Origin of the sequence: Acidocella sp. (genome assembly GCF_050253495.1) — a bacterium.
GTDB lineage: Bacteria > Pseudomonadota > Alphaproteobacteria > Acetobacterales > Acetobacteraceae > Acidocella.
The window spans coordinates 1-23,807 of the sequence record NZ_JBFWIX010000020.1 but is presented as its reverse complement, the minus strand read 5'-3'; the positions used below and the strand labels follow the sequence as shown (position 1 = coordinate 23,807).

The 23,807-nt window shown below is 63.5% G+C and carries 39 protein-coding genes; 7 read left to right on the top strand and 32 right to left on the bottom strand.

Annotation, left to right across the window (positions count from 1 at the left end):
• On the top strand, nucleotides 1-2,220 hold the full coding sequence (gene hypF, locus AB7D48_RS13680; protein WP_427980126.1) for a carbamoyltransferase HypF: 2,220 nt from the start codon (nucleotides 1-3) through the stop codon (nucleotides 2,218-2,220).
• Complete coding sequence (gene hypE / locus AB7D48_RS13675) at nucleotides 2,213-3,208, top strand: hydrogenase expression/formation protein HypE (RefSeq protein ID WP_427980124.1); 996 nt, start codon at nucleotides 2,213-2,215, stop codon at nucleotides 3,206-3,208. Before hypF ends, hypE begins: the two co-directional genes overlap by 8 nt.
• 46 nt (nucleotides 3,209-3,254) lie before the next feature.
• On the opposite strand, the gene AB7D48_RS13670 is transcribed toward hypE, so the two are convergent.
• Nucleotides 3,255-3,683: a MarR family winged helix-turn-helix transcriptional regulator gene (locus tag AB7D48_RS13670; protein WP_427980122.1), complete on the bottom strand. Its 429-nt coding sequence runs from the start codon at nucleotides 3,681-3,683 to the stop codon at nucleotides 3,255-3,257.
• Between the two features lie 68 nt (nucleotides 3,684-3,751).
• Between AB7D48_RS13670 and AB7D48_RS13665 the strand changes: the two genes are divergently transcribed.
• Nucleotides 3,752-4,114, top strand: coding sequence for a VOC family protein (locus AB7D48_RS13665; protein WP_427980120.1), 363 nt, complete (start codon nucleotides 3,752-3,754; stop codon nucleotides 4,112-4,114).
• Between the two features lie 197 nt (nucleotides 4,115-4,311).
• On the opposite strand, the gene AB7D48_RS13660 is transcribed toward AB7D48_RS13665, so the two are convergent.
• A complete protein-coding gene (locus tag AB7D48_RS13660) occupies nucleotides 4,312-4,647 on the bottom strand; it encodes a DUF1491 family protein (protein ID WP_427980118.1) in 336 nt (111 codons plus the stop codon).
• Nucleotides 4,648-4,737: 90 nt separating this feature from the next.
• On the opposite strand from AB7D48_RS13660, the gene AB7D48_RS13655 reads away from it, so the two are divergent.
• From AB7D48_RS13655 to AB7D48_RS13640, 4 genes are read left to right on the top strand one after another with little or no spacing between them, the layout of a single operon-like run.
• Nucleotides 4,738-5,733, top strand: coding sequence for an ABC transporter substrate-binding protein (locus tag AB7D48_RS13655; protein WP_427980116.1), 996 nt, complete (start codon nucleotides 4,738-4,740; stop codon nucleotides 5,731-5,733).
• Nucleotides 5,733-6,473 carry an ABC transporter ATP-binding protein gene (locus AB7D48_RS13650; RefSeq protein ID WP_427980113.1) on the top strand — a complete coding sequence of 247 codons (741 nt, stop codon included), beginning with the start codon at nucleotides 5,733-5,735 and terminating at the stop codon, nucleotides 6,471-6,473. The genes AB7D48_RS13655 and AB7D48_RS13650 overlap by 1 nt, the downstream gene beginning before the upstream one ends.
• The gene (locus tag AB7D48_RS13645) at nucleotides 6,470-7,231 is read left to right on the top strand and encodes an ABC transporter permease (RefSeq protein WP_427980110.1); all 762 of its coding nucleotides are present in this window, start codon (nucleotides 6,470-6,472) and stop codon (nucleotides 7,229-7,231) included. The genes AB7D48_RS13650 and AB7D48_RS13645 overlap by 4 nt, the downstream gene beginning before the upstream one ends.
• A gap of 59 nt (nucleotides 7,232-7,290) precedes the next feature.
• A complete protein-coding gene (locus AB7D48_RS13640; RefSeq protein WP_427980107.1) occupies nucleotides 7,291-7,509 on the top strand; it encodes a hypothetical protein in 219 nt (72 codons plus the stop codon).
• Nucleotides 7,510-7,621: 112 nt separating this feature from the next.
• On the opposite strand, the gene rplQ is transcribed toward AB7D48_RS13640, so the two are convergent.
• From rplQ to rpsL, 30 genes are all read right to left on the bottom strand, one after another.
• Nucleotides 7,622-8,047 carry a 50S ribosomal protein L17 gene (rplQ, locus tag AB7D48_RS13635; protein WP_427980104.1) on the bottom strand — a complete coding sequence of 142 codons (426 nt, stop codon included), beginning with the start codon at nucleotides 8,045-8,047 and terminating at the stop codon, nucleotides 7,622-7,624.
• 27 nt (nucleotides 8,048-8,074) lie between these two features.
• Nucleotides 8,075-9,094, bottom strand: a complete 1,020-nt coding sequence (locus AB7D48_RS13630; RefSeq protein WP_427980191.1) for a DNA-directed RNA polymerase subunit alpha — start codon at nucleotides 9,092-9,094, stop codon at nucleotides 8,075-8,077.
• 88 nt (nucleotides 9,095-9,182) lie between these two features.
• Nucleotides 9,183-9,575, bottom strand: coding sequence for a 30S ribosomal protein S11 (gene rpsK, locus AB7D48_RS13625; RefSeq protein ID WP_427980101.1), 393 nt, complete (start codon nucleotides 9,573-9,575; stop codon nucleotides 9,183-9,185).
• Between the two features lie 30 nt (nucleotides 9,576-9,605).
• Nucleotides 9,606-9,983, bottom strand: a complete 378-nt coding sequence (rpsM, locus tag AB7D48_RS13620; protein WP_427980098.1) for a 30S ribosomal protein S13 — start codon at nucleotides 9,981-9,983, stop codon at nucleotides 9,606-9,608.
• Between the two features lie 187 nt (nucleotides 9,984-10,170).
• The gene (locus tag AB7D48_RS13615; RefSeq protein WP_427980095.1) at nucleotides 10,171-10,836 is read right to left on the bottom strand and encodes an adenylate kinase; all 666 of its coding nucleotides are present in this window, start codon (nucleotides 10,834-10,836) and stop codon (nucleotides 10,171-10,173) included.
• Nucleotides 10,837-10,847: 11 nt separating this feature from the next.
• Nucleotides 10,848-12,185 (bottom strand): preprotein translocase subunit SecY, encoded by a 1,338-nt coding sequence (gene secY, locus AB7D48_RS13610; protein ID WP_427980092.1) that lies wholly within the window; start codon nucleotides 12,183-12,185, stop codon nucleotides 10,848-10,850.
• A gap of 111 nt (nucleotides 12,186-12,296) precedes the next feature.
• On the bottom strand, nucleotides 12,297-12,782 hold the full coding sequence (gene rplO / locus AB7D48_RS13605; protein ID WP_427980089.1) for a 50S ribosomal protein L15: 486 nt from the start codon (nucleotides 12,780-12,782) through the stop codon (nucleotides 12,297-12,299).
• 20 nt (nucleotides 12,783-12,802) lie between these two features.
• Nucleotides 12,803-12,991: a 50S ribosomal protein L30 gene (gene rpmD, locus AB7D48_RS13600; RefSeq protein WP_427980086.1), complete on the bottom strand. Its 189-nt coding sequence runs from the start codon at nucleotides 12,989-12,991 to the stop codon at nucleotides 12,803-12,805.
• Entirely contained in the window at nucleotides 12,984-13,568 is a 585-nt protein-coding gene (rpsE, locus tag AB7D48_RS13595) for a 30S ribosomal protein S5 (protein WP_427980084.1), read from the bottom strand. The genes rpmD and rpsE overlap by 8 nt, the downstream gene beginning before the upstream one ends.
• Nucleotides 13,569-13,580: 12 nt before the next feature.
• A complete protein-coding gene (rplR, locus tag AB7D48_RS13590) occupies nucleotides 13,581-13,943 on the bottom strand; it encodes a 50S ribosomal protein L18 (protein ID WP_427980081.1) in 363 nt (120 codons plus the stop codon).
• Nucleotides 13,943-14,476: a 50S ribosomal protein L6 gene (rplF, locus tag AB7D48_RS13585; RefSeq protein WP_427980078.1), complete on the bottom strand. Its 534-nt coding sequence runs from the start codon at nucleotides 14,474-14,476 to the stop codon at nucleotides 13,943-13,945. Before rplF ends, rplR begins: the two co-directional genes overlap by 1 nt.
• A gap of 13 nt (nucleotides 14,477-14,489) precedes the next feature.
• Nucleotides 14,490-14,888 (bottom strand): 30S ribosomal protein S8, encoded by a 399-nt coding sequence (gene rpsH, locus AB7D48_RS13580; RefSeq protein ID WP_427980075.1) that lies wholly within the window; start codon nucleotides 14,886-14,888, stop codon nucleotides 14,490-14,492.
• A gap of 17 nt (nucleotides 14,889-14,905) precedes the next feature.
• On the bottom strand, nucleotides 14,906-15,211 hold the full coding sequence (gene rpsN / locus AB7D48_RS13575) for a 30S ribosomal protein S14 (RefSeq protein ID WP_427980072.1): 306 nt from the start codon (nucleotides 15,209-15,211) through the stop codon (nucleotides 14,906-14,908).
• Between the two features lie 69 nt (nucleotides 15,212-15,280).
• Nucleotides 15,281-15,841 (bottom strand): 50S ribosomal protein L5, encoded by a 561-nt coding sequence (gene rplE, locus AB7D48_RS13570; RefSeq protein ID WP_427980069.1) that lies wholly within the window; start codon nucleotides 15,839-15,841, stop codon nucleotides 15,281-15,283.
• Between the two features lie 11 nt (nucleotides 15,842-15,852).
• A complete protein-coding gene (gene rplX / locus AB7D48_RS13565; protein ID WP_427980066.1) occupies nucleotides 15,853-16,173 on the bottom strand; it encodes a 50S ribosomal protein L24 in 321 nt (106 codons plus the stop codon).
• Nucleotide 16,174: 1 nt separating this feature from the next.
• A complete protein-coding gene (gene rplN, locus AB7D48_RS13560) occupies nucleotides 16,175-16,543 on the bottom strand; it encodes a 50S ribosomal protein L14 (protein WP_008494552.1) in 369 nt (122 codons plus the stop codon).
• A gap of 13 nt (nucleotides 16,544-16,556) precedes the next feature.
• Nucleotides 16,557-16,823, bottom strand: coding sequence for a 30S ribosomal protein S17 (rpsQ, locus tag AB7D48_RS13555; RefSeq protein WP_427980063.1), 267 nt, complete (start codon nucleotides 16,821-16,823; stop codon nucleotides 16,557-16,559).
• Nucleotides 16,824-16,832: 9 nt separating this feature from the next.
• Nucleotides 16,833-17,039, bottom strand: a complete 207-nt coding sequence (gene rpmC / locus AB7D48_RS13550; RefSeq protein ID WP_427980061.1) for a 50S ribosomal protein L29 — start codon at nucleotides 17,037-17,039, stop codon at nucleotides 16,833-16,835.
• A gap of 5 nt (nucleotides 17,040-17,044) precedes the next feature.
• A complete protein-coding gene (gene rplP, locus AB7D48_RS13545; protein ID WP_427980059.1) occupies nucleotides 17,045-17,461 on the bottom strand; it encodes a 50S ribosomal protein L16 in 417 nt (138 codons plus the stop codon).
• 12 nt (nucleotides 17,462-17,473) lie between these two features.
• Entirely contained in the window at nucleotides 17,474-18,151 is a 678-nt protein-coding gene (gene rpsC / locus AB7D48_RS13540) for a 30S ribosomal protein S3 (protein ID WP_427980057.1), read from the bottom strand.
• 1 nt (nucleotide 18,152) lies between these two features.
• The gene (rplV, locus tag AB7D48_RS13535; protein ID WP_427980055.1) at nucleotides 18,153-18,596 is read right to left on the bottom strand and encodes a 50S ribosomal protein L22; all 444 of its coding nucleotides are present in this window, start codon (nucleotides 18,594-18,596) and stop codon (nucleotides 18,153-18,155) included.
• 2 nt (nucleotides 18,597-18,598) lie between these two features.
• The gene (rpsS, locus tag AB7D48_RS13530; protein WP_048878628.1) at nucleotides 18,599-18,877 is read right to left on the bottom strand and encodes a 30S ribosomal protein S19; all 279 of its coding nucleotides are present in this window, start codon (nucleotides 18,875-18,877) and stop codon (nucleotides 18,599-18,601) included.
• A 3-nt stretch (nucleotides 18,878-18,880) separates the two neighbouring features.
• Entirely contained in the window at nucleotides 18,881-19,714 is an 834-nt protein-coding gene (rplB, locus tag AB7D48_RS13525) for a 50S ribosomal protein L2 (RefSeq protein WP_427980052.1), read from the bottom strand.
• 11 nt (nucleotides 19,715-19,725) lie between these two features.
• Nucleotides 19,726-20,022, bottom strand: coding sequence for a 50S ribosomal protein L23 (locus AB7D48_RS13520; protein WP_427980188.1), 297 nt, complete (start codon nucleotides 20,020-20,022; stop codon nucleotides 19,726-19,728).
• Nucleotides 20,023-20,036: 14 nt separating this feature from the next.
• A complete protein-coding gene (rplD, locus tag AB7D48_RS13515) occupies nucleotides 20,037-20,651 on the bottom strand; it encodes a 50S ribosomal protein L4 (RefSeq protein WP_427980050.1) in 615 nt (204 codons plus the stop codon).
• Between the two features lie 5 nt (nucleotides 20,652-20,656).
• Nucleotides 20,657-21,331: a 50S ribosomal protein L3 gene (gene rplC, locus AB7D48_RS13510; protein ID WP_427980048.1), complete on the bottom strand. Its 675-nt coding sequence runs from the start codon at nucleotides 21,329-21,331 to the stop codon at nucleotides 20,657-20,659.
• A gap of 14 nt (nucleotides 21,332-21,345) precedes the next feature.
• Nucleotides 21,346-21,654: a 30S ribosomal protein S10 gene (rpsJ, locus tag AB7D48_RS13505; RefSeq protein WP_048878633.1), complete on the bottom strand. Its 309-nt coding sequence runs from the start codon at nucleotides 21,652-21,654 to the stop codon at nucleotides 21,346-21,348.
• A gap of 36 nt (nucleotides 21,655-21,690) precedes the next feature.
• Nucleotides 21,691-22,878 (bottom strand): elongation factor Tu, encoded by a 1,188-nt coding sequence (gene tuf, locus AB7D48_RS13500; protein ID WP_427980046.1) that lies wholly within the window; start codon nucleotides 22,876-22,878, stop codon nucleotides 21,691-21,693.
• Nucleotides 22,879-22,923: 45 nt separating this feature from the next.
• Entirely contained in the window at nucleotides 22,924-23,400 is a 477-nt protein-coding gene (gene rpsG, locus AB7D48_RS13495) for a 30S ribosomal protein S7 (protein WP_427980044.1), read from the bottom strand.
• 12 nt (nucleotides 23,401-23,412) lie between these two features.
• Entirely contained in the window at nucleotides 23,413-23,784 is a 372-nt protein-coding gene (rpsL, locus tag AB7D48_RS13490) for a 30S ribosomal protein S12 (protein ID WP_048878636.1), read from the bottom strand.
• Between the last annotated feature and the right edge of the window lie 23 nt (nucleotides 23,785-23,807).

Here is a 23,807-nt window from a genome sequence, read left to right as displayed (position 1 = left end):
TTGCCCTGCCAACTGATCGTTCTGGGCGGTGTGGTGCAGGGGGTGGGGTTCCGCCCCTTCGTCTACCGGCTGGCGCAAGCGCGGGGGGTGCGCGGCTGGGTGCGCAACCGCACCGGCGCGGTGGAAATTTGCGCCGCGGCGAGCGGCGCGATTCTGGATCTGTTTCTGGAAGATATTTTGGCCAAGGCTCCACCCGCCGCCCGGCCGGAATTAATTTCCGTCACTCCCGCCCATTTTCAAGGCGCGGAATTCGAGATCCGGGACAGTATCGCCCAGGGCGGCACGCTGGGCCTGCCGCCAGACCTCGCCCCCTGCCCGGAGTGCCTGGCCGAGATGGCCGCCCCCACCAACCGGCGCTACCGCTACCCGTTCATCAACTGCACCCAATGCGGCCCGCGCTACAGCCTGATCGACGCCCTGCCCTATGACCGGGTCCGCACCAGCATGGCACCGTTCACGTTGTGCGCCGCCTGCGCCGCCGAGTATGCCAACACAGCGGACCGGCGCTTCCATGCCGAACCGGTGGCTTGCCCTGACTGCGGCCCGCGCCTGAGATTCGGCACGCTGGAGGGGGAAGCGGCCCTGCAAGCGGGGCTGGTCTTGTTGCGGGCGGGGGGAATTCTCGCCGCCAAGGGGGTGGGAGGGTATCATCTCTTCTGCGATGCGGCCAACGCGGCGGCCATCGCCCGGCTGCGCGCGCGCAAGCACCGGCCGGACAAGCCGCTTGCCCTGCTGCTGCCCGAAAGCGCCCTGACGGATTATGTCGCATCGCCCGACCCCGTTTTGTTCACCCCCGCGCGGCCCATCCTGCTGCTGCCGCCCCGGGCGGGTGCCAGGCTGGCGGAGGGCATAGCCCCCGGCCTGGGGGAGATTGGCGTGATGCTGCCGGACTCCCCCCTGCACCATCTGCTGGCGGAAGGATTCGGCGCGGCCCTGGTCGCCACCTCCGCCAACCGGTCCGGCGAGCCGATGATCGCGGAGGAAACCGCCGCGCTGGAGCAGCTTGGCCCCATCGCCGACGGGTTTTTGCATCACGACCGGCGCATCGCGCGGGTGGTGGATGATTCCGTGCTGCGGATCATCGACGGCGCGCCGCATATTCTGCGCGCCGGGCGCGGGCTGAGCCCCATCGAACTGCCTCTGCCCTTCACGCTGGAGGCCCCGGTCCTGGCCTGCGGCGGGCAGATGAAAAACACCATCGCGCTCGGCGTGGGCGACCGCGCCATTCTTTCCCCGCATCTGGGGGATCTGGACAATCCCGCCGCCCTGGCCGCCTTCGCCGCCATGGCGGACGATCTGCAAGCACTCTACGGGGCCCGGGCTGAATGGCTGATCGCCGATGCCCACCCCGGCCATGCCAGCACGCGCTGGGCCAAGACATTCCTGGCCAAGGCGCGGGGGCTGAAGCTGGAAACGGTCTGGCACCACCACGCCCATGCCAGCGCCCTGGCTGGGGAATATGGCGGCGCGGACATGCTCGTCTTTACCTGGGATGGCGTGGGGCTGGGACCGGATGGCGCGCTGTGGGGCGGTGAGGCGCTGTGGGGGCGCCCCGGCGCCTGGCGGGAGGTGGCGCGGCTGCGGCGGCTGAAACTGCAAGGCGGCGACGCGGTGGCGCGCGAACCCTGGCGGGCCGCCGCCGCGATGTGCTGGCAAAGCGGCGTGACGCCACCCGCCGGGCTGGTCCCCGAGCCCCTGGCCCGGACCGCCTGGGAGCATGGGCTGAATTGCCATGAAAGCTCCGCCGCCGGACGGTTGTTCGACGGGGCCGCCGCGCTGCTCGGGCTGGGGCGGCTCGCCAGCCATGAAGGCCAGGCGCCAGCCCGGCTGGAAGCCCTTGCCGGCAAGTCGGCTGGGTCCGCTCTCCACATGGACGATGCCGCGCCCCTGCCCCTGACGGCAAACGAGGAAGGCGTTTGGGAAGCCGATTGGCGCCCGCTGGTGCCAATGCTGCTGGACGAGACATGCCCGCCCCAGGAGCGCGCCGCGCGGTTCCATGCCAGCCTGGCGGCCACCGCCCTCGCCATTGCCGAGAAGCTGGCGGCGCGCCGGGCGGGACTGGCGGGCGGCGTGTTCCAGAACAGCCGCTTGTCGCGGACCTTGCTGCATGGCTTGCGGCAGCGCGGGATTGAGACGCATCTGGGACGGCGCGTGCCCTGCAACGATGCGGGGCTAAGTTTCGGGCAGATCATGGAGTTTGGAGCGCGGCGGCATGGATGAAACGATAACCCTGGCCCATGGCAATGGCGGGCGGCGCATGCGCGCGTTGATCGAGCAGGTCTTCGCCGCGCGTCTTGGTCAACCGGACACGCAGGCCGACGCGGCCCCCATCACCCTGCCCGAGGGCGAGGTTCTGGTGACCACCGATGGTTTCACCGTGCAGCCCGTGACATTTCCCGGCGGCGACATCGGCGCGCTGGCGGTACATGGCACGGTGAACGATCTTGCCGTCTCCGGCGCAACACCGCTCTATCTCACCCTCGCCGCCATGATCGAGGAAGGATTTCCCCTCGCCCTGCTGGAAGAGATCGTCGCCAGCCTGGCGGCGGCGGCGCGGGCCGCCGGCGTGCGCGTGGTGGCGGGCGACACCAAGGTGCTGCCACGCGGCCAGGGGGGCGGCATCTATTTCACGCTCACCGGCATCGGCGTGCGCCCGCGCGGATGCGCGCTGGGGATCGGCGCCATCCGGCCCGGGGACAAGCTGCTGGTCAGCGGCCCGGTGGGGGACCATGGAGTCGCCGTGATGCTGGCTCGGGAAGCGTTCGGGCTCCGCGGGGATGTCCGCTCGGACGCGGCCAGCGTGCTGCCCTTGACCGGGGCGCTGCTACCCCTGCCGGGGCTACGCTTCATGCGCGATGCCACGCGCGGCGGCCTCGCCACGGTGGCGCATGAGATCGCGCTTGGCACCGGACATGGGCTGCTGCTGGAGGAAGAGGCGATCCCCGTGCGGGAGAGCACGCGCGCCGTTTGCGCCATGCTGGGCTATGACCCGCTTTACCTCGCCTGCGAGGGGCGGGTGCTGGCGGTGCTGGCGCCCGAAACCGCCGAGGCCGCGCTGGCGGCATGGAACAGCCTGCCGGATGGCAAGGCGGCCGCGCTCATCGGCACGGTGGGGGCGGACCCCGGGCCGGTGACGATGCGCACCCCGATCGGCGGGCTGCGCATTCTGCCGGAACTGGAAGAAGATGCGCTGCCGCGAATCTGCTGAGACGATCGCGGCCGCATGCGCGGCATCTCTATTTATTTACACATAGCTATTTACACATAGCGCCGTGAAGCCGCTCCATCAGATCGACGGCCACTTGCAGGGAAACGGGCTGAACCGCCGCCTCCAGCACAAGCTCGACCCGCATCACCTCGGCATTGGCGGCCTCGGCCTTCGCGTGGCCTGCAACCGTCAAACGCGCAAGCTGACGGCGACCGTGATGAGCATCACGCTGACGCTCCACCAGCCTTGCTTCCTCCAGCTTCGTTAGAACACCCTGCATCGATTGCGGTGTGATGAAGGCCCGCTCGGCCAGATCCGCATTCGTCTGGTCCGGCCGCACATTGAGTTCAGCTAGCACCGCATATTGGGCGGGGTTGAGCCCAAGCGACTTCAACGCCTCCTCCATGCGCCGATGCAAGGCGTGCTGCGCCAGCTTCAGCCGGTATCCCAGCAGCGGGATCATATCCTTGGTCATTGCAATATCAGTCGCCTTATATTATGTCAGGTTCCTGATACTATTCCCACCCCAACACGGAGACAACCATGCCCCGACTGACCGGCCCCGATTTCATCGGTATCCAGGCGCACGATCTTCAGGCCGCCAAGGCCTTCTATCACGACAAATTAGGCCTGCCTGTTTTGCAGGAAACCCCCGAGGCGGTCGTCTTCGACAGCAAGCCCATCCCCTTCGCGGTCAGAAAACCTCTGATCGATCTGGACGCGGCTCAGGGGAAGCTGGGTTGGGGCATCGCCTTGTGGTTTGCCTGCGATGATGCCGATGCGCTGCATGAGACCTTGACGGCATCGGGAACAGCCATTGCCTTCCCGCCAAAGGATGGGCCGTTCGGCCGTTATTTCGCGTTCCACGATCCGTTTGGCTACACGATCACGGCGCACACGGCATGACGCCGCGCCACTGAATCGACATTACGGCAATGATCGTCCCATGTCGGCGGAATCCGCAGGATTTCCGCCGACATGGTCCGGGGCGTTGCGTATGAAATTATATGCGCCGGCGCCGCCCGGTGGCGCCGTCTCACCGAGACAAACCGTCCCGCCTCAAGTGCGGACCAGCCAGCCTGGCCCGAAGGCCGCAGCTTTCTTCAAACCATTTTCCCCTCGAATGGCGGCAGATAATCCGCCGCGTCGAATTCCAGCACCCAGAGGTCGGGGTCGAAGCGGGTTTGCCGGGCGATATAATCATCCGCCGCCTGTTCAGCCACCGGCTCGGGCCCCGTGGCGCGCATCCAGGCCAGCTCGCCTTCCATGTCCCGGAACTGGCTGAGCACCATGCACCCCGCGCGGCCATGAAGTTTCACCAATATGCCGCCGGCATCCGCGTCGCCCTTGCGGACCACCACGCCGGGCTTGTTGTCCAGCATGCCCAGCCGCAACGCGGCCGAAACCCAAATTCCCGCCTTGATCCTGGCTTCGCCCATGGTAAGTCCTTTCCTTCATGCCCCCGCACCGGCCTGTTCCGCTGGGTTCGCAGGTCTTGACGTCAATCTCAAGAGTTTGGAGTTGCTTGCATGTTCCGCCCGCTCCGCATTGCTTTTCTGGCCGCCATGGCGCTGGTCATTTTTTCCCCCGCCGCCCGCGCGGCCACCAAGATCACCTTCGGCCTGGATTGGGTCGCCGAACCCGAATATGGCGGCTATTACGAGGCGCTGGCCGAGGGGCTCTATCAGAAAGCCGGGCTGGACGTGACGATCTACCAGGGCGGACCGCAGGTGAATACCGCGCAATTGCTCATCTCCGGCAAGCTGGATTTCGACATCACCTCCAACGCGTTCCTGGCGCTGAATTTCGCGCAAGAGCATATTCCCTATGAGGTGGTGGCGGCCGGATTCCAGAAGGATCCGGATTGCCTGATCGCGCATCCAGGCCAGGGGAATGACAGTTTCGCGGATCTGAAGGGCAAGCCGATCGCGGTTTCCACCGATACGCGGGCGAGCTGGTGGCTGTTCCTAAAGGCGAAATATGGATATTCCGACTCGCAATTGCGGCCTTACGGGTTCTCGCTGACACCGTTTTTAACCAACAAGAAGGATATTCAGGAGGCATACGTGACCTCCGAACCTTATCTCGTGCATCAGGCCACCGGAGAGTGGCCGGTGGTGCTGGCGTTGCCAGATGCGGGATTCGATGGCTATGCCAGCTTGGTGGCGACATCCGACAAGATGGTGAAGGAGCATCCGGATGTGGTGAAACGCTTCATCGAGGCCTCGGCCCAGGGCTGGTATGACTTTCTCTACAAGAACCCGCAACCCGCCTTCGCCGCCATCAAGAAAGCCAACCCGGACATGACGGACGGGCTGATGCGATATGGCTATGAACAGTTGAAGAAACGCGGAATCGTCGATTCCGGGGATACGAAGACGCTCGGCATCTATGCCATGACCAATGCGCGCTGGAGCGGGTTCTTCAACCAGATGGCGGCGGCGGGCATGTACGACAAGAGCATGGATTACAAAGCCGCTTATACGCTGCAATTTGTCGATCACGGCCATCCGAAGAGCAATTGATGCTCACACTGCGCCAAGTTGCCAAGCGGTTCGGCAACGGGACGAAGGCACTGGACGGGATCGACACCGAGATCGCGCCGGGCAGTTTCGTGGCACTGCTGGGGCCCTCAGGCTGTGGGAAATCCACGCTGCTGCGGCTGCTCTCGGGGCTGGAAGCCCCCAGCAGCGGAGAGATTTCCTGGGGGCATGCGGGCAAGCCCGCCCCCGGAGAGATTGGCTATGTCTTCCAGGACCCCACGCTGCTGCCTTGGGCCAATGCGGTGGAGAATGTGTTTCTGCCGCTGCGACTGCGCGGGGTGAGCCGCGCGGCGGCCATGCCACGGGTCATGGCCGCCCTGGCGCAGGTGGGGCTGGAAGGATTCGAGCACGCCAAGCCAAAGGCGCTATCCGGCGGGATGAGGATGCGTGTCTCCATCGCCCGGGCGCTGGTTTCGGAACCGGCCTTGCTGCTGATGGACGAGCCTTTCGCGGCGCTGGATGAATTTACCCGTCACAAGCTCCAGGACGACCTGCTAGCGCTATGGCGGCGGACGGGAAAGAGCGTGATCTTCGTGACGCATTCGATTTACGAGGCCGCTTATCTCGCCAACCGGATCTTGATCATGACACCACGCCCCGGGCGTATTGCCACGATTTTGACCCCCGCCCTGCCCGACGGGCCGGAACGGCGGGGAAGCGCCGCCTATAACGCGCTCGTCTCGGAGATCACCGCCAGCTTTCAACGGATCATGCCCGCATGAACAGGACCATGGAACGGGTCGCGCCTTTTGTCCTCGGGCTAGGCGCGTTGGCGCTCTGGCAGGGAGGGGTATGGGCGACGCATACGCCAAGCTATGTCTTGCCGGGACCGCTGGAAATTCTACAGGCCATGTTCAAGGCCCGGGCCTCACTGGGGGCCGGACTGCTTTCCACCCTGGCGGTGACGTTGGCGGCCTTGCTGGTTTCCACCATTCTCGGTGTTTTCCTGGCCGTGGCCATGGCGGCGAGCCCGCTTTTCCGCTCGGCCGTTCAACCCTGGGCGGTGGCCTTGCAGGTGACCCCCGTGGTGGCTATCGCGCCGCTGATCATCATCTGGGTGGGGCAGCCTTTTCTGGCGCTGGTGGCGTGCGCGGTCATCGTCTCGTTCTTTGCCATTCTCTCCAACACCGCCGCTGGTCTGGCCGCCACGCCGCCGGAACTGCTGGATCTGTTCCGGTTGAATGGCGCGACGCGCTGGCAGATGCTCTGCTGGCTTGCCCTGCCTTACGCCTTGCCGTTTTTTCTGAGCGGACTGCGGCTGGCGGGCACCCTCGCGCTGGTGGGCGCGGTGGTGGCGGAGTTCGTGGCGGGCTCTGGCGGGTTCGCCTCCGGCCTGGCCTGGGAGATTATCGAAGCCAGCTACCGGCTGCAGATTCCACGCATGTTCGCGGCCCTTCTGCTGCTGGGCGGGACCGGCATCGCCATCTATGCCGCGCTGGGCTTGCTGGAGAGGGTGATTCTGGCGCGGCGGGAAAGCTGACGAAACCGGTTGAAATTTCCGAAAGCCAAGCTAGGCTCCGCGCAGATTTGGAGAACCCCATGAGCACGACGACGGACAAGAAACTCAGCAAGGGCCAGCTTGCCTATGAGCAGGAACGCGCGAGGAAGGCAGGCAAGAGCCTCGATGAATGGATGAAGCACAAGGCCAGACTGGCGGCGGAAGAGGCGCAGAAAGCCGCCACCGCCAGCAAGCCCCAGGGCGAGAAGAAGAAGGGGCTGATCTCCCGCTTGCTGGACAAGGCGCACAAGCCGATCTGACAGATCCAGGCGCACCGACTCCAAGGGCGATCATCGTAAAACGGGCGATCATCGTAAAAAAGGCAGGCCGAACGGCCTGCCTTTTATTTTCGTTCCCAGGAAGGGGAGGATATTATTCCTCGCCCTCATCCTCCGCCGCCACTTCCGGCTTCGGGCCGGAATCCAGACCCTTGGCGGAGACGTCACGGTCGACCAGTTCGATCACCGCCATGTCAGCGGCGTCGCCATAACGCATGCCGGCCTTCAGCACGCGGGTATAACCGCCGGCGCGGGCTTGGTAGCGGGTAGCCAGCGTGTCGAACAGCTTGGCGACGATCGTCTCATCCCGCAGCTGGTCGTAAGCCTGACGGCGCGCATGCAGCCCGCCACGCTTGCCCAGCGTGATGAGCTTCTCGGCCACAGGCCGCAGCTCCTTGGCTTTCGGCAGGGTGGTGGTGATCTGCTCGTGCTTGATCAGCGCGACGGCCATGTTGCGGAACATGGCCTGGCGGTGGGAGGAGGTGACGCCGAGTTTCCGGCCGGCAATTCCGTGACGCATGGTGAGGTGTTCCTGGTTAGACGATAATTAGAAGGGTTGATCGGAGCGCTTGGCCAGCTCTTCGATATTCTCGGGCGGCCAGTCGGGCACGGTCATGCCCAGGGAGAGCCCCATCGCCGTCAACACTTCCTTGATTTCGTTCAAGGATTTGCGCCCGAAATTCGGGGTGCGCAGCATCTCCTGCTCGGATTTCTGCACCAAGTCCCCAATATACACGATATTGTCGTTCTTGAGGCAGTTGGCGGAGCGCACGGACAGTTCCAACTCGTCCACCTTGCGCAGCAGGTTGGGGTTGAAGGGCAGTTCGATCCGCGGTTCCTCGGGGCGCGCGCGCTGCGGCTCCTCGAAATTCACGAACATGGAAAGCTGGTCCTGCAGGATGCGGGCGGCCAGCGCCACGGAATCCTCCGGCGTCACGGCGCCGTTGGTCTCGACCTCAAGGATCAGCTTGTCATAATCGGTCACCTGGCCAACGCGGGTCTTCTCCACCTTGTAGGAGACGCGCTTGACCGGGGAATAGATGGCATCGACGGGGATCAGCCCGATCGGCGCATCTTCCGGACGGTTATTGGCGGCGGGCTCGTAGCCACGGCCGAGATTCACCGTCAGCTCCATGCCAAGCTGCGCGCCCTCGTCCAGCGTGCAGATCACCAAATCAGGATTCATGATCTCGATGTCATGACCGGCCTGGATCTGCCCGGCCTTGACCTCGCCAGGACCGGTGGCCGTCAGCACCATGCGCTTGGGGCCCTCGCCATGCATCTTCACGGCGAGTTGCTTGATGTTCAGCACGATGTCGGTGACATCCTCGCGTACACCCGGCAAGGTGGAGAATTCATGCAGGACGCCATCGATCCGCACGGCGGTCACGGCGGCACCTTGCAACGAGGACAGCAGGATCCGCCGCAGCGAATTGCCCAGCGTCATGCCAAAGCCACGCTCCAGCGGCTCGGCGATGATAACCGCCACGCGCGCGGCATCGGACCCGAACTCGACATCGAGCTGTTCCGGCTTGATCAGCGTCTGCCAATTGCGCTGCAGAGACAAATTCGACTCTTTCAACATCTACCCCTCCGGCCGGCGGCGATGAGGAGAGCATCGCCGTTTGGCCTTACGAAAATATGATTCCGGCGAATTAGACGCGGCGGCGCTTGCGCGGCCGACAGCCATTATGCGGAATCGGGGTCAGGTCACGGATCGCGGAGATCTGGAAGCCAACAGCCTGCAAGGCACGCAGCGCGCTTTCACGTCCCGAGCCGGGGCCGCTCACCTCGATCTCCAGCATCTCCATGCCATGCTCGCGGGCCTTGCGGCCAGCATCCTCGGCGGCGACCTGGGCGGCATAAGGGGTGGATTTGCGGCTACCCTTGAAACCCTGGGCACCGGCCGACGACCAGGCGATGGTGTTGCCCTGCGCGTCGGTGATGTTGACCATGGTGTTGTTGAAGCTGGCGAGCACGTGGGCGACACCGGAGATGATGTTCTTGCGCTCTTTCTTGCGGGGACGGCTGGAGGCGGGCTTCGCCATATCTGTCTAATCCTGTCTCTAGGGAGGTGTTTAGCGAGTGGCTTTCTTCTTGCCGGCGATCGCCACGGCCTTGCCCTTGCGGGTGCGGGCGTTGGTATGGGTGCGCTGGCCGCGAACCGGCAGCCCCTTGCGGTGACGCAGGCCACGATAGCAGCCGAGATCCATCAGGCGCTTGATGTTCATCGCCGTTTCACGGCGCAGGTCGCCCTCGACGCGGTATTCCTTGTCGATGGTCTCGCGCAGACGCAGGATCTCGTCGTCGGAGAGCTGATTGACACGGCGTTCATCGGGAATGCCGAGCTGGGTGCAGATCTGCTGCGCCTTGGTCGGGCCAATGCCATAGATGTAACGAAGGCTGATCACGACACGCTTGTTCGTGGGAATGTTTACGCCGGCAATACGTGCCACCTGGTCTCTCCTGAACTCAAGGACCTCTCCGGAGGTCATAACAAGTAGCGGCGCCCCACCCGGAAGCGCCGCGAAAGCGGGTTATAGCGGCCGCCAATCGAGAGTCAACGACCTTCGATCAAATTTTCGTGATCGAGCCATTGACGGCGCGCGGGGGTGGCCTGCAAGGCCGCGAGCCAGGCGGAATTCAAGCCGCGGAGACCCCGGCTTGGCGCAGAACCGCCTCGATCTGCGCCTCGACTTCGGACATTTCAGCCATCCCGTCAACGGTATAAAGCCGCCCCTTCGCCTTGTAATAAGGGAGAATCGGAGCCGTCTGGGCGTTATAGGCCTCAAGCCGCGCCTTCACCGTCTCGGCGTTATCGTCCGGGCGGCGGGTAAACTCGGTGCTTGCGCACGCATCGCACACGCCAGCCTGTTTCGGCTGCTTGAATTTGTCGTGATAGCCTTCGCCGCATTTGGCACAGGTGAAGCGGCCGGAAATGCGGTCGACGAGAATCGCCTCGTCCACCTTCAGCTCGACCACCGCGTCCAGCTCGATACCGCGCTCGGCCAGCATCTTGTCCAGCGCCTCGGCTTGCGGAACCGTGCGGGGAAAACCATCCAGGATGAAGCCCTTGGCACAATCGGGCTTGCTGATTCGCTCACCGATCATACGGACGAGAATATCGTCGGAAACCAGCTTACCGGCATCCATGATGCTCTTGGCCTCAAGCCCGATCGGCGTGCCGGCCTTGACCTCCGCCCGGAGCATGTCGCCGGTGGAGATCTGCGCCACGCCGTAGCGTGTCTCCAGCAACTTGGACTGTGTGCCCTTCCCGGCACCCGGAGGCCCCAGCAAAATCAACTCCACGCTCTCTCTCCTTACTTACGGGCCTTGCCGCGCCCCTTGCGGAGCAGCCCTTGATATTGGTGCGCCAGCAGATGCGACTGGATCTGCGTCATCGTATCCATCGTAACAGAGACGATGATCAGAAGGGAGGTGCCACCGAAATAAAATGGCAAGGCATAATGGCTCATCGCGAAATCCGGCAGCAGGCAGACCACGACCAGATAGGCGGCGCCGATGGCGGTGAGCCGGGAGAGCACGTTGTCGAAATATTTCGCCGTATTGGAGCCGGGGCGGATACCGGGAATGAAGGCCCCGTTTTTCTTCAGATTCTCCGCCGTTTCCTCCGGGTTGAAGGCGATGGCCGCCCAAACAAAGGAAAAAGCGATGATCAGACCTGCGAAAAGCAGAAGATAGAGTGGCTGCCCACGGGAGAGCAGATGCGCGATGGTCTCGATCCAGCCTGGCGCGCCGGCGGAAAACCCGACCAGCGTGGCGGGGATCACGAGCAGTGAGGAGGCGAAGATGGGCGGCATCACGCCTGAGGCATTCACCTTCAGCGGCATGTAATTGGCCTCGCCGCCAAACACTTTCTGACCCATCTGGCGCTTGGGATGCTGTACCAAAATGCGACGCTGTGCGCGTTCCATGAACACAACAAAGCCAATGATCAGCAAGGCCGCGACGAAAATCAGGATGATGAAGAAGGTCGACAACGCGCCGGTCGAGCCAAGTTCCAGGATATTGGCGACGGCGACGGGCATATTGGCGACGATGCCGGCGAAAATAATCAGGCTGGAGCCGTTGCCGATGCCGCGCGAGGTGATCTGCTCGCCCAGCCACATCACGAAGACCGTGCCGCCGACCAGCGTGACCACCGCCGTGAAGATGAAGAAGGGTCCGGGATCGATGACAGCGGCCCCCATGCTGCTATGCACACGCTCCAGGCTGACCGCGATGCCGTAAGCCTGCGCCGTGGCGATCAGCACCGTGAGGTAGCGCGTATATTGCGTCATGCGCTGGCGGCCCGAGTCGCCCTCCTTCTTCATGGCCTCCAACGCCGGGATGGTGGAGCTCAGCAACTGGATGATGATCGAGGCGCTGATGTAAGGCAGGATGTTGAGCGCGAAGATGGTCATGCGCCCCAGCGCGCCGCCGGTGAACATGTTGAACATGCCCAAAAGCCCTTGACCGTTCTGGGTCATCAATTGCGCCATCACCGCCCCGTCGACGCCCGGCACCGGAATATAGGTGCCCAGACGGAAAATGATCAGCGCGCCCAGGGTAAACCAGATTCGCTTTTTGAGATCCGTGGCCTTGCCGAACGCACTCAGGTTCATGCTTGCGGCCATCTGTTCTGCGGCGGATGCCATATCCTGTCCTTTACTCAACGAAAAACGGCGCTTGCCGGTGCTTTACACAACAGGCAAGCGCCGTCTTATCAGCGCCAATTTGCCGGTTTTACCGGCAGAGGCAACCCCATCTCAGGCAGCGGGCTCTTCCGCCTTGCCGCCCAGGGTCGTCACCTTGCCGCCAGCCTGCTCAACCGCCGCGACAGCCGCGGCGGATGCGCCGGAGACCTCAAGGGTCACGGCCTTGGAGAGCGAGCCGCGCGCCAGCAGGCGCACGCCATCGGCCTTGTTCAACCGGACCACGCCGGCCTCGGCCAGCTTGGCTTCGGTGATGGGCTCCGCCGCGTTCAGCTTGCCGGCCTCGATCGCCGCGTTCAGCGCGTCCAGATTGAGAGGCGCGAAGACCTTGCGGTTGATGTTGGTGAAGCCGCGCTTGGGCAGACGGCGATAGATCGGGAGCTGACCGCCTTCGAACCCGTTGAGGGAGACACCCTCACGCGCCTTCTGGCCCTTCACACCCTTGCCGGAGGTCTTGCCCTTGCCGGAACCGATACCACGGCCCAGACGCTTGGACTTGAGACGGGCGCCGGGATTGTCCCGGATTTCGTTCAGTTTCATCGTTGCAATTCCTTACCGGCTCAGCCCAGCTCTTCGATCTTGAGCAGGTGCTTCACCTTGTTCACCATGCCCAGCACTTCCGGGGTGGCGTCACGCTCAACGACCTTGCCGATCTTATTGAGACCAAGACCGACCAGAGTGGCCTGCTGGCCGGGCTTGCGCCCAAAGCCGGAGCCCAGCTGAGTGATGCGGATCTTCTTCTCAGACATCGGCGCTCTCCACATGCTTCTCCGGCGCGCCGAACAGCTCGGCCACCTTCTTGCCGCGGCGGTTGGCCACCTGGCGGGGGCTCGTGGCACCCTGCAAGGCCGCGAAAGTCGCCTTCACCATGTTATGCGGATTGCGCGAGCCCAGAGACTTGGCCACCACGTCGGCGATGCCCAGCGTCTCAAACACGGCGCGCAGAGGGCCGCCCGCGATGATGCCGGTACCGGCCGGAGCGGTCCGCAGCACAACCTCACCCGCGCCGAAGATACCATGCGCGTCGTGATGCAGGGTGCGGCCTTCCTTCATCGGCACGCGGATCATGGATTTCTTGGCGCGCTCGGTCGCCTTGCGGATCGCCTCGGGAACCTCACGCGCCTTGCCGGCGCCATAGCCGACACGGCCTTTCTGGTCACCGACCACCACCAGGGCGGCGAAAGCGAAACGACGGCCGCCCTTCACCACCTTGGCGACACGGTTGATGGTCACCAGCTTGTCAATGAACTCATCACCAGCCTCGCGTTCACGGTCATTCCGATCCCGGTCCCGGCGCTGGCCACCTTCACGTGCTTCACGTGCCATGTGCAAACCCTCTTAGAAGTCGAGGCCGCCCTCGCGGGCCGCCTCTGCCAGGGCTTTGACCCGGCCATGATAGAGATAGGAGCCGCGATCGAACACGACCTGGGTGACACCCGCTTCCTTGGAACGCTCGGCGATCAGCTTGCCGACGGCGGCGGCGGCATCCTTGTCCGCGCCGGTCTTCAGGCCGGTCTTGAGCGTCTTGTCCAGGCTCGAAGCGGCGGCCAGGGTCCGGCCCTGCGCATCGTCGATGATCTGGGCATAGATATGCTTGCCGGAGCGGAAGACCGACAGGCGCGGGCGCCCACCGGACTTCTGCCGGAGCTGATAGCGAAGGCGCGCCCGGCGGCGGGCCTGCAGATCCAGATTGCTCGACATTATTTCTTCTTACCCTCTTTGCGGCGGATGGCCTCGCCCTCGAACTTGACGCCCTTGCCCTTATACGGCTCGGGCGGACGGTAGGCGCGCAGCTCGGCGCAAACCTGGCCAACCTGGCGCTTATCCACACCCTCGACCTTGATCGAGGTCGGCTTCTCGCAGGTTACCTTGATCCCTTCGGGGATCGGATAGGTGACATCGTGCGAGAAGCCCAGATTGACCACAAGGGTCTTGCCCTGCACGGCCGCGCGGTAACCGGTGCCGGTAATTTCCAGGGTCTTGGAATAACCCTGGGAAACCCCCTTCACCATGTTCGCGATATTGGCGCGGGTGGTGCCCCACATCATGCGGGCCTGGCTCTCCTTGCCTTTCGGAGAGACGGAAACATGATTGCCCTCGACCTTGACATCGACCAGATCGGTCAAGGACAGTTTCTGCTCACCCAGCTTGCCCTTGGCGGTGACGACATTGCCGGCAATGGCAACGGTGACGCCGGCCGGGATCTCAACGGGATATTTACCAACACGAGACATCTTGGCGCTCCCCTTAGAACACGCGGCAGAGCACTTCGCCGCCAACATTGGCAGCGCGGGCTTCCACATCGCTCATCACGCCACGCGGCGTGGACAGGATAGAGACACCGAGGCCGTTATAGACACGCGGCAGCTCCTTGATCTTGGAATAAACGCGCCGCCCCGGGCGGGACACGCGGGAGATTTCCTTAATCACTGGCTGACCATCGTTATATTTCAGCTCGATGCGCAACTGGGCCACACCGGGGCGCACATCCTCACGGCTGAAACCGCGAATGAACCCCTCGCGCTTGAGAACCTCAAGCACATTGGCGCGCAGGTTAGAGGCCGGGGCCACGCAGGAGGTCATCCGCGAATGCTGGGCGTTACGGATGCGGGTGAGCATATCACCCAAAGGATCGGACATAGACATATTGAGGTGCCCTTTCCTTACCAGCTGGCCTTGACGACACCGGGGATCTGCCCGGTGCTCGCCAGATCGCGGAACGCGACACGGCAAAGCTTGAACTTACGGTAATTACCACGGGCGCGGCCGGTGAGCTCGCAGCGCAGGCGAACCCGCACCTTGGCACCATTGCGCGGAAGCTGCGCGAGCTTGAGGCTCGCCTCGAAACGGTCTTCAACGGGAAGCGAGCGATCCATGATCGCTGCCTTCAGCGCGGCGCGCTTGCCCGCATCACGGGCCGCCATGCGCTCGCGCTTGGCATTCCTGTTGACCTGCGATGTCTTAGCCATTCTCTAAAACCCCTCCGGAACCTGCTGGAACACCCAGCCGTTTTCCAAAACTTTTTGCCAGCCCCGCCGTTACTTCTGGAACGGCAGGTTGAAACCCTTGAGCAGCGCCTTCGCTTCCGCGTCGGTCTTCGCGCTGGTCACGAAACAGATATCCATGCCACGGATGTCGTCCACCTTGTCATAGACGATTTCCGGGAAAATAATCTGTTCCTTGATGCCCATCGTGAAGTTGCCACGCCCATCGAAGCCCTTATTCGCGGGAATCCCGCGAAAATCGCGCACACGCGGCAGGGCGATGGTGACCAGACGGTCAAGAAACTCGTACATGCGGTCGCGGCGCAGCGTGACCTTGGCGCCGATCGGCAGGCCCGCGCGGATCTTGAAGCCGGCGATCGCCTTCTTCGCCACCGTCTTCACCGGCCGCTGGCCTGCAATCAGGGTCAGCTCGGCCACGGCCGAATCCAGCTTCTTCTGGTCGCCGGCGGCCTCGCCGACACCCATGTTGATCACGATCTTCTCAAGCGTCGGGATCTGCATCTCGTTCGCGTAGCTGAACTCTTTCTTGAGTTCAGCCCGCACGACCTCGCGGTAATGTTTCTGCAGGCGCGTCAGGATCTTTTCTTCGCTCATTGCGGCCTCCTTCAGCCGTCAATCGCGTTGCCGCCCTTGCGGGCGACACGCACTTTGCGGCCATCGTCCAGCACCCGGAAACCGACCTTGGTCGGCTTGTCGGTGGCGGGATCGATCAACGCCAGATTCGACACATGCACGGCGGCCTCGCGGGCGACAATGCCCCCCTGCTCGCCCATGCGGTTCGGCTTGGTGTGGTGCTTGGCAACGGCCACACCCTGCACCACCGCCCGGTCCTCGGACGGCAGCACACGCAGCACTTCACCACGGGCGCCCTTGGAGGCACCGGCGATCACCAGCACCTTGTCACCCTTTTTGATACGCGCGGCCATATTACAGCACCTCCGGCGCCAGGCTGATGATCTTCATGAACTTCTTGGCGCGCAGCTCACGAACCACCGGCCCAAAGATACGGGTGCCGATCGGCTCCTGCTGCTTGTTGAGCAGCACGGCCGCATTGCGGTCGAAGCGGATCACGCTGCCATCCGCGCGGCGCACGGGAAAGGCGGTGCGAACGACGACAGCCTGGTGCACATCGCCCTTCTTCACCTTGCCGCGAGGAATGGCGTCCTTCACGGACACCACGATCACATCGCCCACCGACGCGGTCTTGCGCTTGGAGCCGCCGAGCACCTTGATGCACTGCACGCGCTTGGCGCCGGAATTGTCGGCGACATCGAGATTGGATTCAACGATAATCATCTCTCAAACCCTCTCAGCCAGCCGGCATTTCGGCGGCCAACGCAGCGCCATTGCGCTCCGTCACCACCCAGGTCTTGCGGCGGCTGATCGGCGCGCATTCCTCGATGCGCACCACGTCACCTTCCACGCAGACATTGTTCTCGTCATGCGCCGCATATTTCTTGGAACGGCGAATGAACTTCTTGTACAGCGGATGCATGACGCGGCGCTCGACAAGCACGGTGATCGTCTTGTCCATCTTGTCGCTCACGACCCGCCCGGTCAGAACACGTTTCGGCATGGTACCCTCTTAACCCTTCTCGGCGGTGCGGGCGCGTTCCGCGAGAACCGTCTTCACGCGCGCAATGTCGCGGCGCACGACGCGCACGCGGCTGGTATTCTCCTGCTGGCCGGTGGCGCGCTGGAACCGCAGATTGAACTGCTCCTTGCGCAGATCCACCAGCAGCGCCTTCAACTCGTCCGGGGACTTGGCCCGAATGTCAGATGCAGTGGTCATAATTCTCACGCCTCGCCGATACGGGTGACGAACTTGGTGCGGATCGGCAGTTTGGCGGCCCCCAGGGACAGCGCCTCGCGGGCCAGCGTCTCGGGCACGCCGTCGATCTCGAACACGATGCGGCCGGGCTGCACGCGCGCGACCCAGTATTCCGGGCTGCCCTTGCCGGAGCCCATACGCACTTCGGCCGGCTTGGTGGAGACCGGCAGATCCGGGAAGATGCGGATCCACACGCGGCCGGCACGCTTCATGGAGCGGGTGATGGCGCGACGGGCGGCTTCGATCTGCCGGGCGGTGATGCGCTCGGGCTCCAGCGCCTTCAGGCCAAACGCGCCGAAATTCAGCTGCGTGTTGCCCTTGGCGTTGCCGTGGATACGGCCTTTGTGCGCCTTGCGGAACTTGGTACGCTTAGGAGACATCATGGCATTAATTCCTTAGCGCTGCGGAGCCTGTTCGGCCGCGCGCTTATCCTGCGCGAACGGATCCTGAACCAGGATCTCGCCCTTGAAGATCCAGACCTTCACGCCGCAGGTGCCGTAGGTGGTCATGGCGGTGGCGGTGCCGTAATCGAGATCGGCGCGCAGCGTATGCAGCGGCACGCGGCCCTCACGGTACCATTCCACACGGGCGATTTCCGCCCCGCCCAGACGGCCGGAGCAGGTGATCTTGATGCCTTGGGCACCCAGGCGCATGGCGGACTGCACGGCGCGCTTCATGGCGCGGCGGAAGGCCACGCGGCGTTCCAGCTGCTGGGCGATGTTCTCGGCCACCAGCGTCGCGTCGATCTCCGGCTTGCGGATTTCCATGATGTTCAGCGCGACATCGGCCTTGGCCATGCCGGACAGCTCCTTGCGGAGCGTGTCGATGTCCTGGCCCTTCTTACCGATGACCACACCCGGACGGGCGGCATAGATGGTCACGCGCGGCTTCTTGGCCGGACGCTCGATGACAACCTTGGACACGCCCGCCTGGCTCAGCTTGCCACGCAGATGGGTGCGCAGCTTGATGTCGTCATGCAGCAGCTTGGCGTAGTCCTTGTCGGCATACCAGCGGCTGTCCCAGGTGCGGGTGATGCCAAGACGCAGGCCAATCGGATTAATCTTGTGACCCATGTTACGCGGCCTCCCCGGCTTTCTCGGACTTCTTGCCAAAGCCCGGACGCGCGTCGCGGCTCGGCTTGGCCGCCGCTTCACGCTCCTCAACAACGATCTTCAGATGGCTGAACCATTTCTCGACCATCGCCGAGCGGCCACGGCCACGGGCATGGAAGCGGCGCATCACGATTCCACGGCCAACCTCGGCGGTGGAGACGAACAGCTTGTCCACATCCAGCTGATGGTTATTCTCGGCATTGGCGATGGCGCTCTCAAGCAGCTTCTTCACCGCCTTGGCGATGCGACGCTTGGAGAAGGTGAGATCGGCCAGGGCGCGCTGAGCCGGCAGGTTGCGGATGGAGGCCGCAACCAGATTCAGCTTGCGGGGGCTGACGCGAATATTACGGGCGATCGCCTCGGCCTGATGGTCGGCCAGCGCGCGCGCGGTTTTCGGCTTGCTCATGATTAGCCCCGCTTCGCTTTCTTGTCCGCCGCGTGACCGGGAAAGGTACGGGTCGGGGAGAATTCACCGAATTTGTGGCCGACCATGTTTTCGGAGACCTGCACGGGCAAGAATTTCCGCCCGTTATAGACACCGAAGGTCAGGCCGACGAACTGCGGCAGAATGGTGGAACGGCGCGACCAGATCTTGATGATCTCGTTGCGGCCGGAAGCGCGGGACGCCTCGGCCTTGCCAAGGAGGTATCCGTCAACGAACGGACCTTTCCAAACAGAACGTGACATCTTTTAGCCCTTCCCGCCCTTCGCACGGCGGATGATGAGATTGTCGGTGCGCTTGTTGGAGCGCGTCTTGTAGCCCTTGGTCGGTTTGCCCCACGGGGTGACCGGATGACGGCCGCCGGAGGTACGGCCTTCACCACCGCCATGCGGGTGATCGACCGGGTTCATGACCACGCCGCGGTTATGCGGACGCCGGCCCAACCAGCGGGAGCGGCCAGCCTTGCCCATCTGCTGGTTCTGATGATCGGCGTTGGAGACGGCGCCAACGGTCGCCATGCACTCGCCACGAACAACGCGAAGCTCACCCGAGCCGAGCTTGATCTGGGCATAGCCCTGATCCTTGCCGACCAGTTGCGCGAAGGTGCCGGCGGAGCGCACCAGCTTGCCGCCGGCGCCAACCTTCACTTCGATATTATGGATGATCGTGCCAACCGGCATGGCCGACAGCGGCATCGCATTGCCCGGCTTGATGTCGGCGCGCGCGCCCGACACCACCAAGTCGCCGACCTTCAGGCGCTGCGGCGCCAGAATATAGGCCAGCTCGCCATCCTCGTACTTGATCAGCGCGATGAAGGCCGTGCGGTTCGGGTCGTATTCCAAGCGCTCGACCGTCGCGGGGACGTCGAATTTGCGGCGCTTGAAATCAACGACGCGGTAAGACTGCTTGTGTCCGCCGCCACGAAAGCGCGTGGTGATGCGACCATGATTATTGCGCCCGCCGCTGGAATGCTGACCTTCGGTCAGCCCCTTCACGGGCTTGCCCTTCCACAGCTCGCTGCGGTCGATCAGCACCGTGCCGCGAAGGCTCGCCGTGACCGGATTAAAGTGCTTCAATGCCATTTTTCAAAACCTCAGGCGAGACCGGTGGTGAAATCGATGCTCTCACCCTCGGCGAGAGTCACGAACGCCTTCTTCACGTCGGAGCGCTGGCCAGGGCGGCCACGGAAGCGCTTGGCCTTGCCCTTGGTGATCAGCGTGTTGACGTCGGTCACCTTCACCTTGAACAAGGCTTCAACCGCCGCCTTGATCTCAGGCTTGGTCGCATCGGCCGCCACCTTGAAGACGAACTGGTTCTTCTCGGAGAGCAGCGTCGCCTTTTCGGTGATGTGCGGCGCGCGCACGACTTCGTACATGCGTTCGTCGGAAATTTTCACGGTGCCGGTCATGCCAGGCGCTCCTTCAGACCTTCGACGGCGGCCTTGGTGACCACCAGAACGTCGTGCTGCATGATGTCATAGACATTCGCGCCCACGACCGGCAGCACATCCAGCCCCTTCACGTTGCGGGAAGCGCGGCCGAACTTCTCCTCGACCGCCGCGTCCACGATCAACGCGGAAGCCCAACCGAAATTCTTCACCTTGGCGGCGACATCCTTGGTTTTGTCCAGGGCGGCGACATCATCCAGCACCACCAGCTTGCCTTCAGCGGCCTTGGCGGAAAGAGCGGAGATGAGGCCCAGGCGGCGAACCTTCTTGTTCAGCGAGTAGCCATGCTCGCGCACGACCGGGCCATGCACGGCGCCACCGGTGCGGAACTGCGGCGCGCGCAGCGAACCCTGACGGGCATTACCCGTGCCCTTCTGCTTGTAGGGCTTCTTGGTGGTGCCGGACACTTCGCCCATGCCCTTCACCTTGTGGGTGCCGGCACGGCGCTTGGCGAGCTGCCAGTGAATGACGCGGGCAATGATGTCCACGCGCGGTTCGGCGGCGAAGAGTTCGTCCGGCAGCTCGGCGCTGCCGACGGACTTCGCATCAAAATCAACAATATCCAGCTTCATCGGGTTCAGCCCTTCAGACCGGCGGGATAGGCAGCCTCAGCCGGGCGCGCCTTCTTCACCGCATCGCGCACAAGCACGTAGCCGCCCTTGGAACCAGGCACCGCGCCATGCAGCATCACGAGGTTACGCTCCACGTCCACACTCTCGACCTTGAGGTTGAGGGTCGTGACACGCTCCTGGCCGAGGTGACCGGCCATCTTCTTGTTCTTGAAGGTCTTGCCGGGATCCTGGCGGTTACCGGTGGAGCCGTGGGAACGGTGGCTGATCGAAACGCCGTGAGACGCCTCAAGACCGCGGAAGTTCCAGCGCTTCATCGGGCCGGCAAAGCCCTTACCCTTGGTGACGCCGGCAACGTCGACGAACTGGCCAACGGTGAAATGCGCCGCGGAGAGCACGGCGCCGGGCTCCAGCGCGGCATCATCGGCCACGCGGAATTCCACCAGCTTCTGGGCCGGCTCGACCTTGGCCTTGGCGAAATGGCCCTTCTGCGCCTTGGTCACATTCTTGGCCTTGGCCTTGCCAATGCCGAGCTGAACCGCGCTGTAGCCGTCATTCTCAACGTTACGCGCCGCCACAACCCGCACCTCGTCGAGATGCAGAACCGTGACCGGCACATGCGTGCCGTCTTCCTTGAACAGCCGGGTCATCCCCAGCTTCTTTGCGATCACACCGGTACGCATAATACCACCTAAGCTCAGATCTTAATTTCGACTTCGACGCCGGCGGCCAGGTCGAGCTTCATCAGCGCGTCCACGGTCTGCGGGGTCGGGTCAACGATATCCAGCAAGCGGCGATGGGTCCGAATCTCGAACTGCTCGCGGCTCTTCTTGTCGATGTGGGGGGAACGGTTCACGGTGAACCGCTCGATATGGGTCGGCAAAGGAATCGGCCCCCGCACCTGCGCGCCCGTGCGCTTCGCCGTGTTCACGATGTCCTTGGTGCTGTTGTCCAGCACGCGATGGTCATACGCCTTCAGGCGGATACGGATGTTTTGGTTGTCCATCTTAACTCGAACTCTTCAGATACAGGGGCCGATAGATTACTTGGTGATCTGGGCGACGACGCCCGAACCGACGGTGCGGCCACCCTCGCGGATGGCGAAACGCAGACCCTCGTCCATGGCGATCGGGGCGATCAGCTCAACGGCGATCGTCACGTTGTCGCCCGGCATCACCATCTCCGTGCCTTCCGGCAGGGTCACCACGCCGGTCACGTCCGTCGTGCGGAAGTAGAACTGCGGGCGATAGTTGGTGAAGAACGGGGTGTGACGGCCACCCTCTTCCTTGGTCAGGATATAAGCCTGGCCGGAGAACTTGGTATGCGGGGTGATGGAGCCCGGCGCCGCCAGAACCTGACCGCGCTCGATATCCTCACGCTTGGTGCCACGCAGCAGCGCGCCGATGTTATCGCCAGCCTCGCCCTGATCGAGCAGCTTGCGGAACATCTCAACACCGGTGACGGTGGTCTTGGTGGTCGGACGCAGACCGACGATCTCGACTTCCTCACCCACCTTGATCACGCCACGCTCCACACGGCCGGTGGCGACGGTGCCGCGACCGGAGATGGAGAACACGTCTTCGACAGGCATCAGGAAGGGCTTGTCGACAGCGCGCTCAGGCTGCGGAATGTAGGCGTCGACCGCCTCCATCAGCTTCAGCACGGCTTCCTTGCCAATCTCCGGCTGCTTGTCTTCCAGAGCGCAGACAGCGGACCCCTTGATGATGGGGATATCGTCGCCGGGGAAGCCATAGTTGGAGAGCAGCTCGCGCACTTCCATCTCGACCAGCTCGACCAGATCGGGGTCGGCCAGATCCATCTTGTTCAGGAACACGACCAGAGCCGGCACACCGACCTGACGGGCCAGCAGGATATGCTCGCGGGTCTGGGGCATCGGACCATCGGCGGCGGACACGACCAGGATCGCGCCATCCATCTGGGCGGCACCGGTGATCATGTTCTTCACATAGTCGGCGTGGCCAGGGCAGTCCACGTGGGCATAGTGACGGTTGGCGGTCTCATACTCCACATGGGCGGTGGAGATGGTGATGCCGCGCGCACGCTCTTCCGGCGCCTTGTCGATCTGGTCGTAGGCGGTGAAGGTCGCGCCGCCAGCCTCGGCCAACACCTTGGTGATGGCGGCGGTCAGCGAGGTCTTGCCATGGTCAACGTGGCCGATGGTGCCAATGTTCACATGCGGCTTGTTGCGCTCAAATTTAGCTTTGGCCATTTAACTGCTCCGTGTGCAGGCTAAAAACTTGGAATGGTCAGAAGATTACCAGCGATAATGGCTGAAAGCCTTGTTGGCTTCGGCCATGCGATGAGTGTCTTCACGCTTCTTGACCGCAGAGCCGCGATTATTCACCGCATCCTGCAGCTCGTTCGACAACCGCTCTTCCATCGTATGCTCACCGCGCTTGCGGGCGGAATCGATGATCCAGCGGATCGCCAGCGCCTGACGGCGCTCGGCGCGAACCTCGACGGGAACCTGGTAGGTCGCACCGCCAACGCGGCGGGAACGCACCTCGATCGCCGGCTTCACATTGTCCAGCGCCTCATGGAACAGGCGCACGGGATCGGCATTGGGGCCGCCGCGCTTCTTCAGCACGTCGAGCGCACCATAGACGATCCCCTCGGCGACGGATTTCTTGCCGTCATACATCAGCACGTTCATGAAACGGCTGATCACGATATCACCGAACTTCGCGTCCGGCAGAACTTCGCGCTTGATGGCGCGGCGGCGGCGGCTCATCTCAACCTCTCCTTACTTCGGACGCTTCGCGCCATAGAGCGAGCGGCGCTTACGGCGCTTCGGCAGGCCCTGCGTATCCAGAACGCCACGCAGAATGTGATAGCGCACGCCCGGAAGGTCTTTCACGCGGCCACCGCGGATCAGCACCACAGAGTGCTCCTGCAGGTTATGGCCCTCACCAGGGATGTAGCTCACCACTTCGAAACCGTTGGTCAGACGCACCTTGGCGACCTTACGAAGCGCGGAGTTCGGCTTCTTCGGGGTCGTCGTATAGACGCGGGTGCAAACGCCACGCTTCTGGGGGCAGCCCTCCAGGGCCGGCACCTTGTTGCGCTTGGACGCCGGCTCGCGGCCCTTGGCGATCAACTGGTTAATGGTCGGCATATCTCATCCTGCTACGTGTTCAA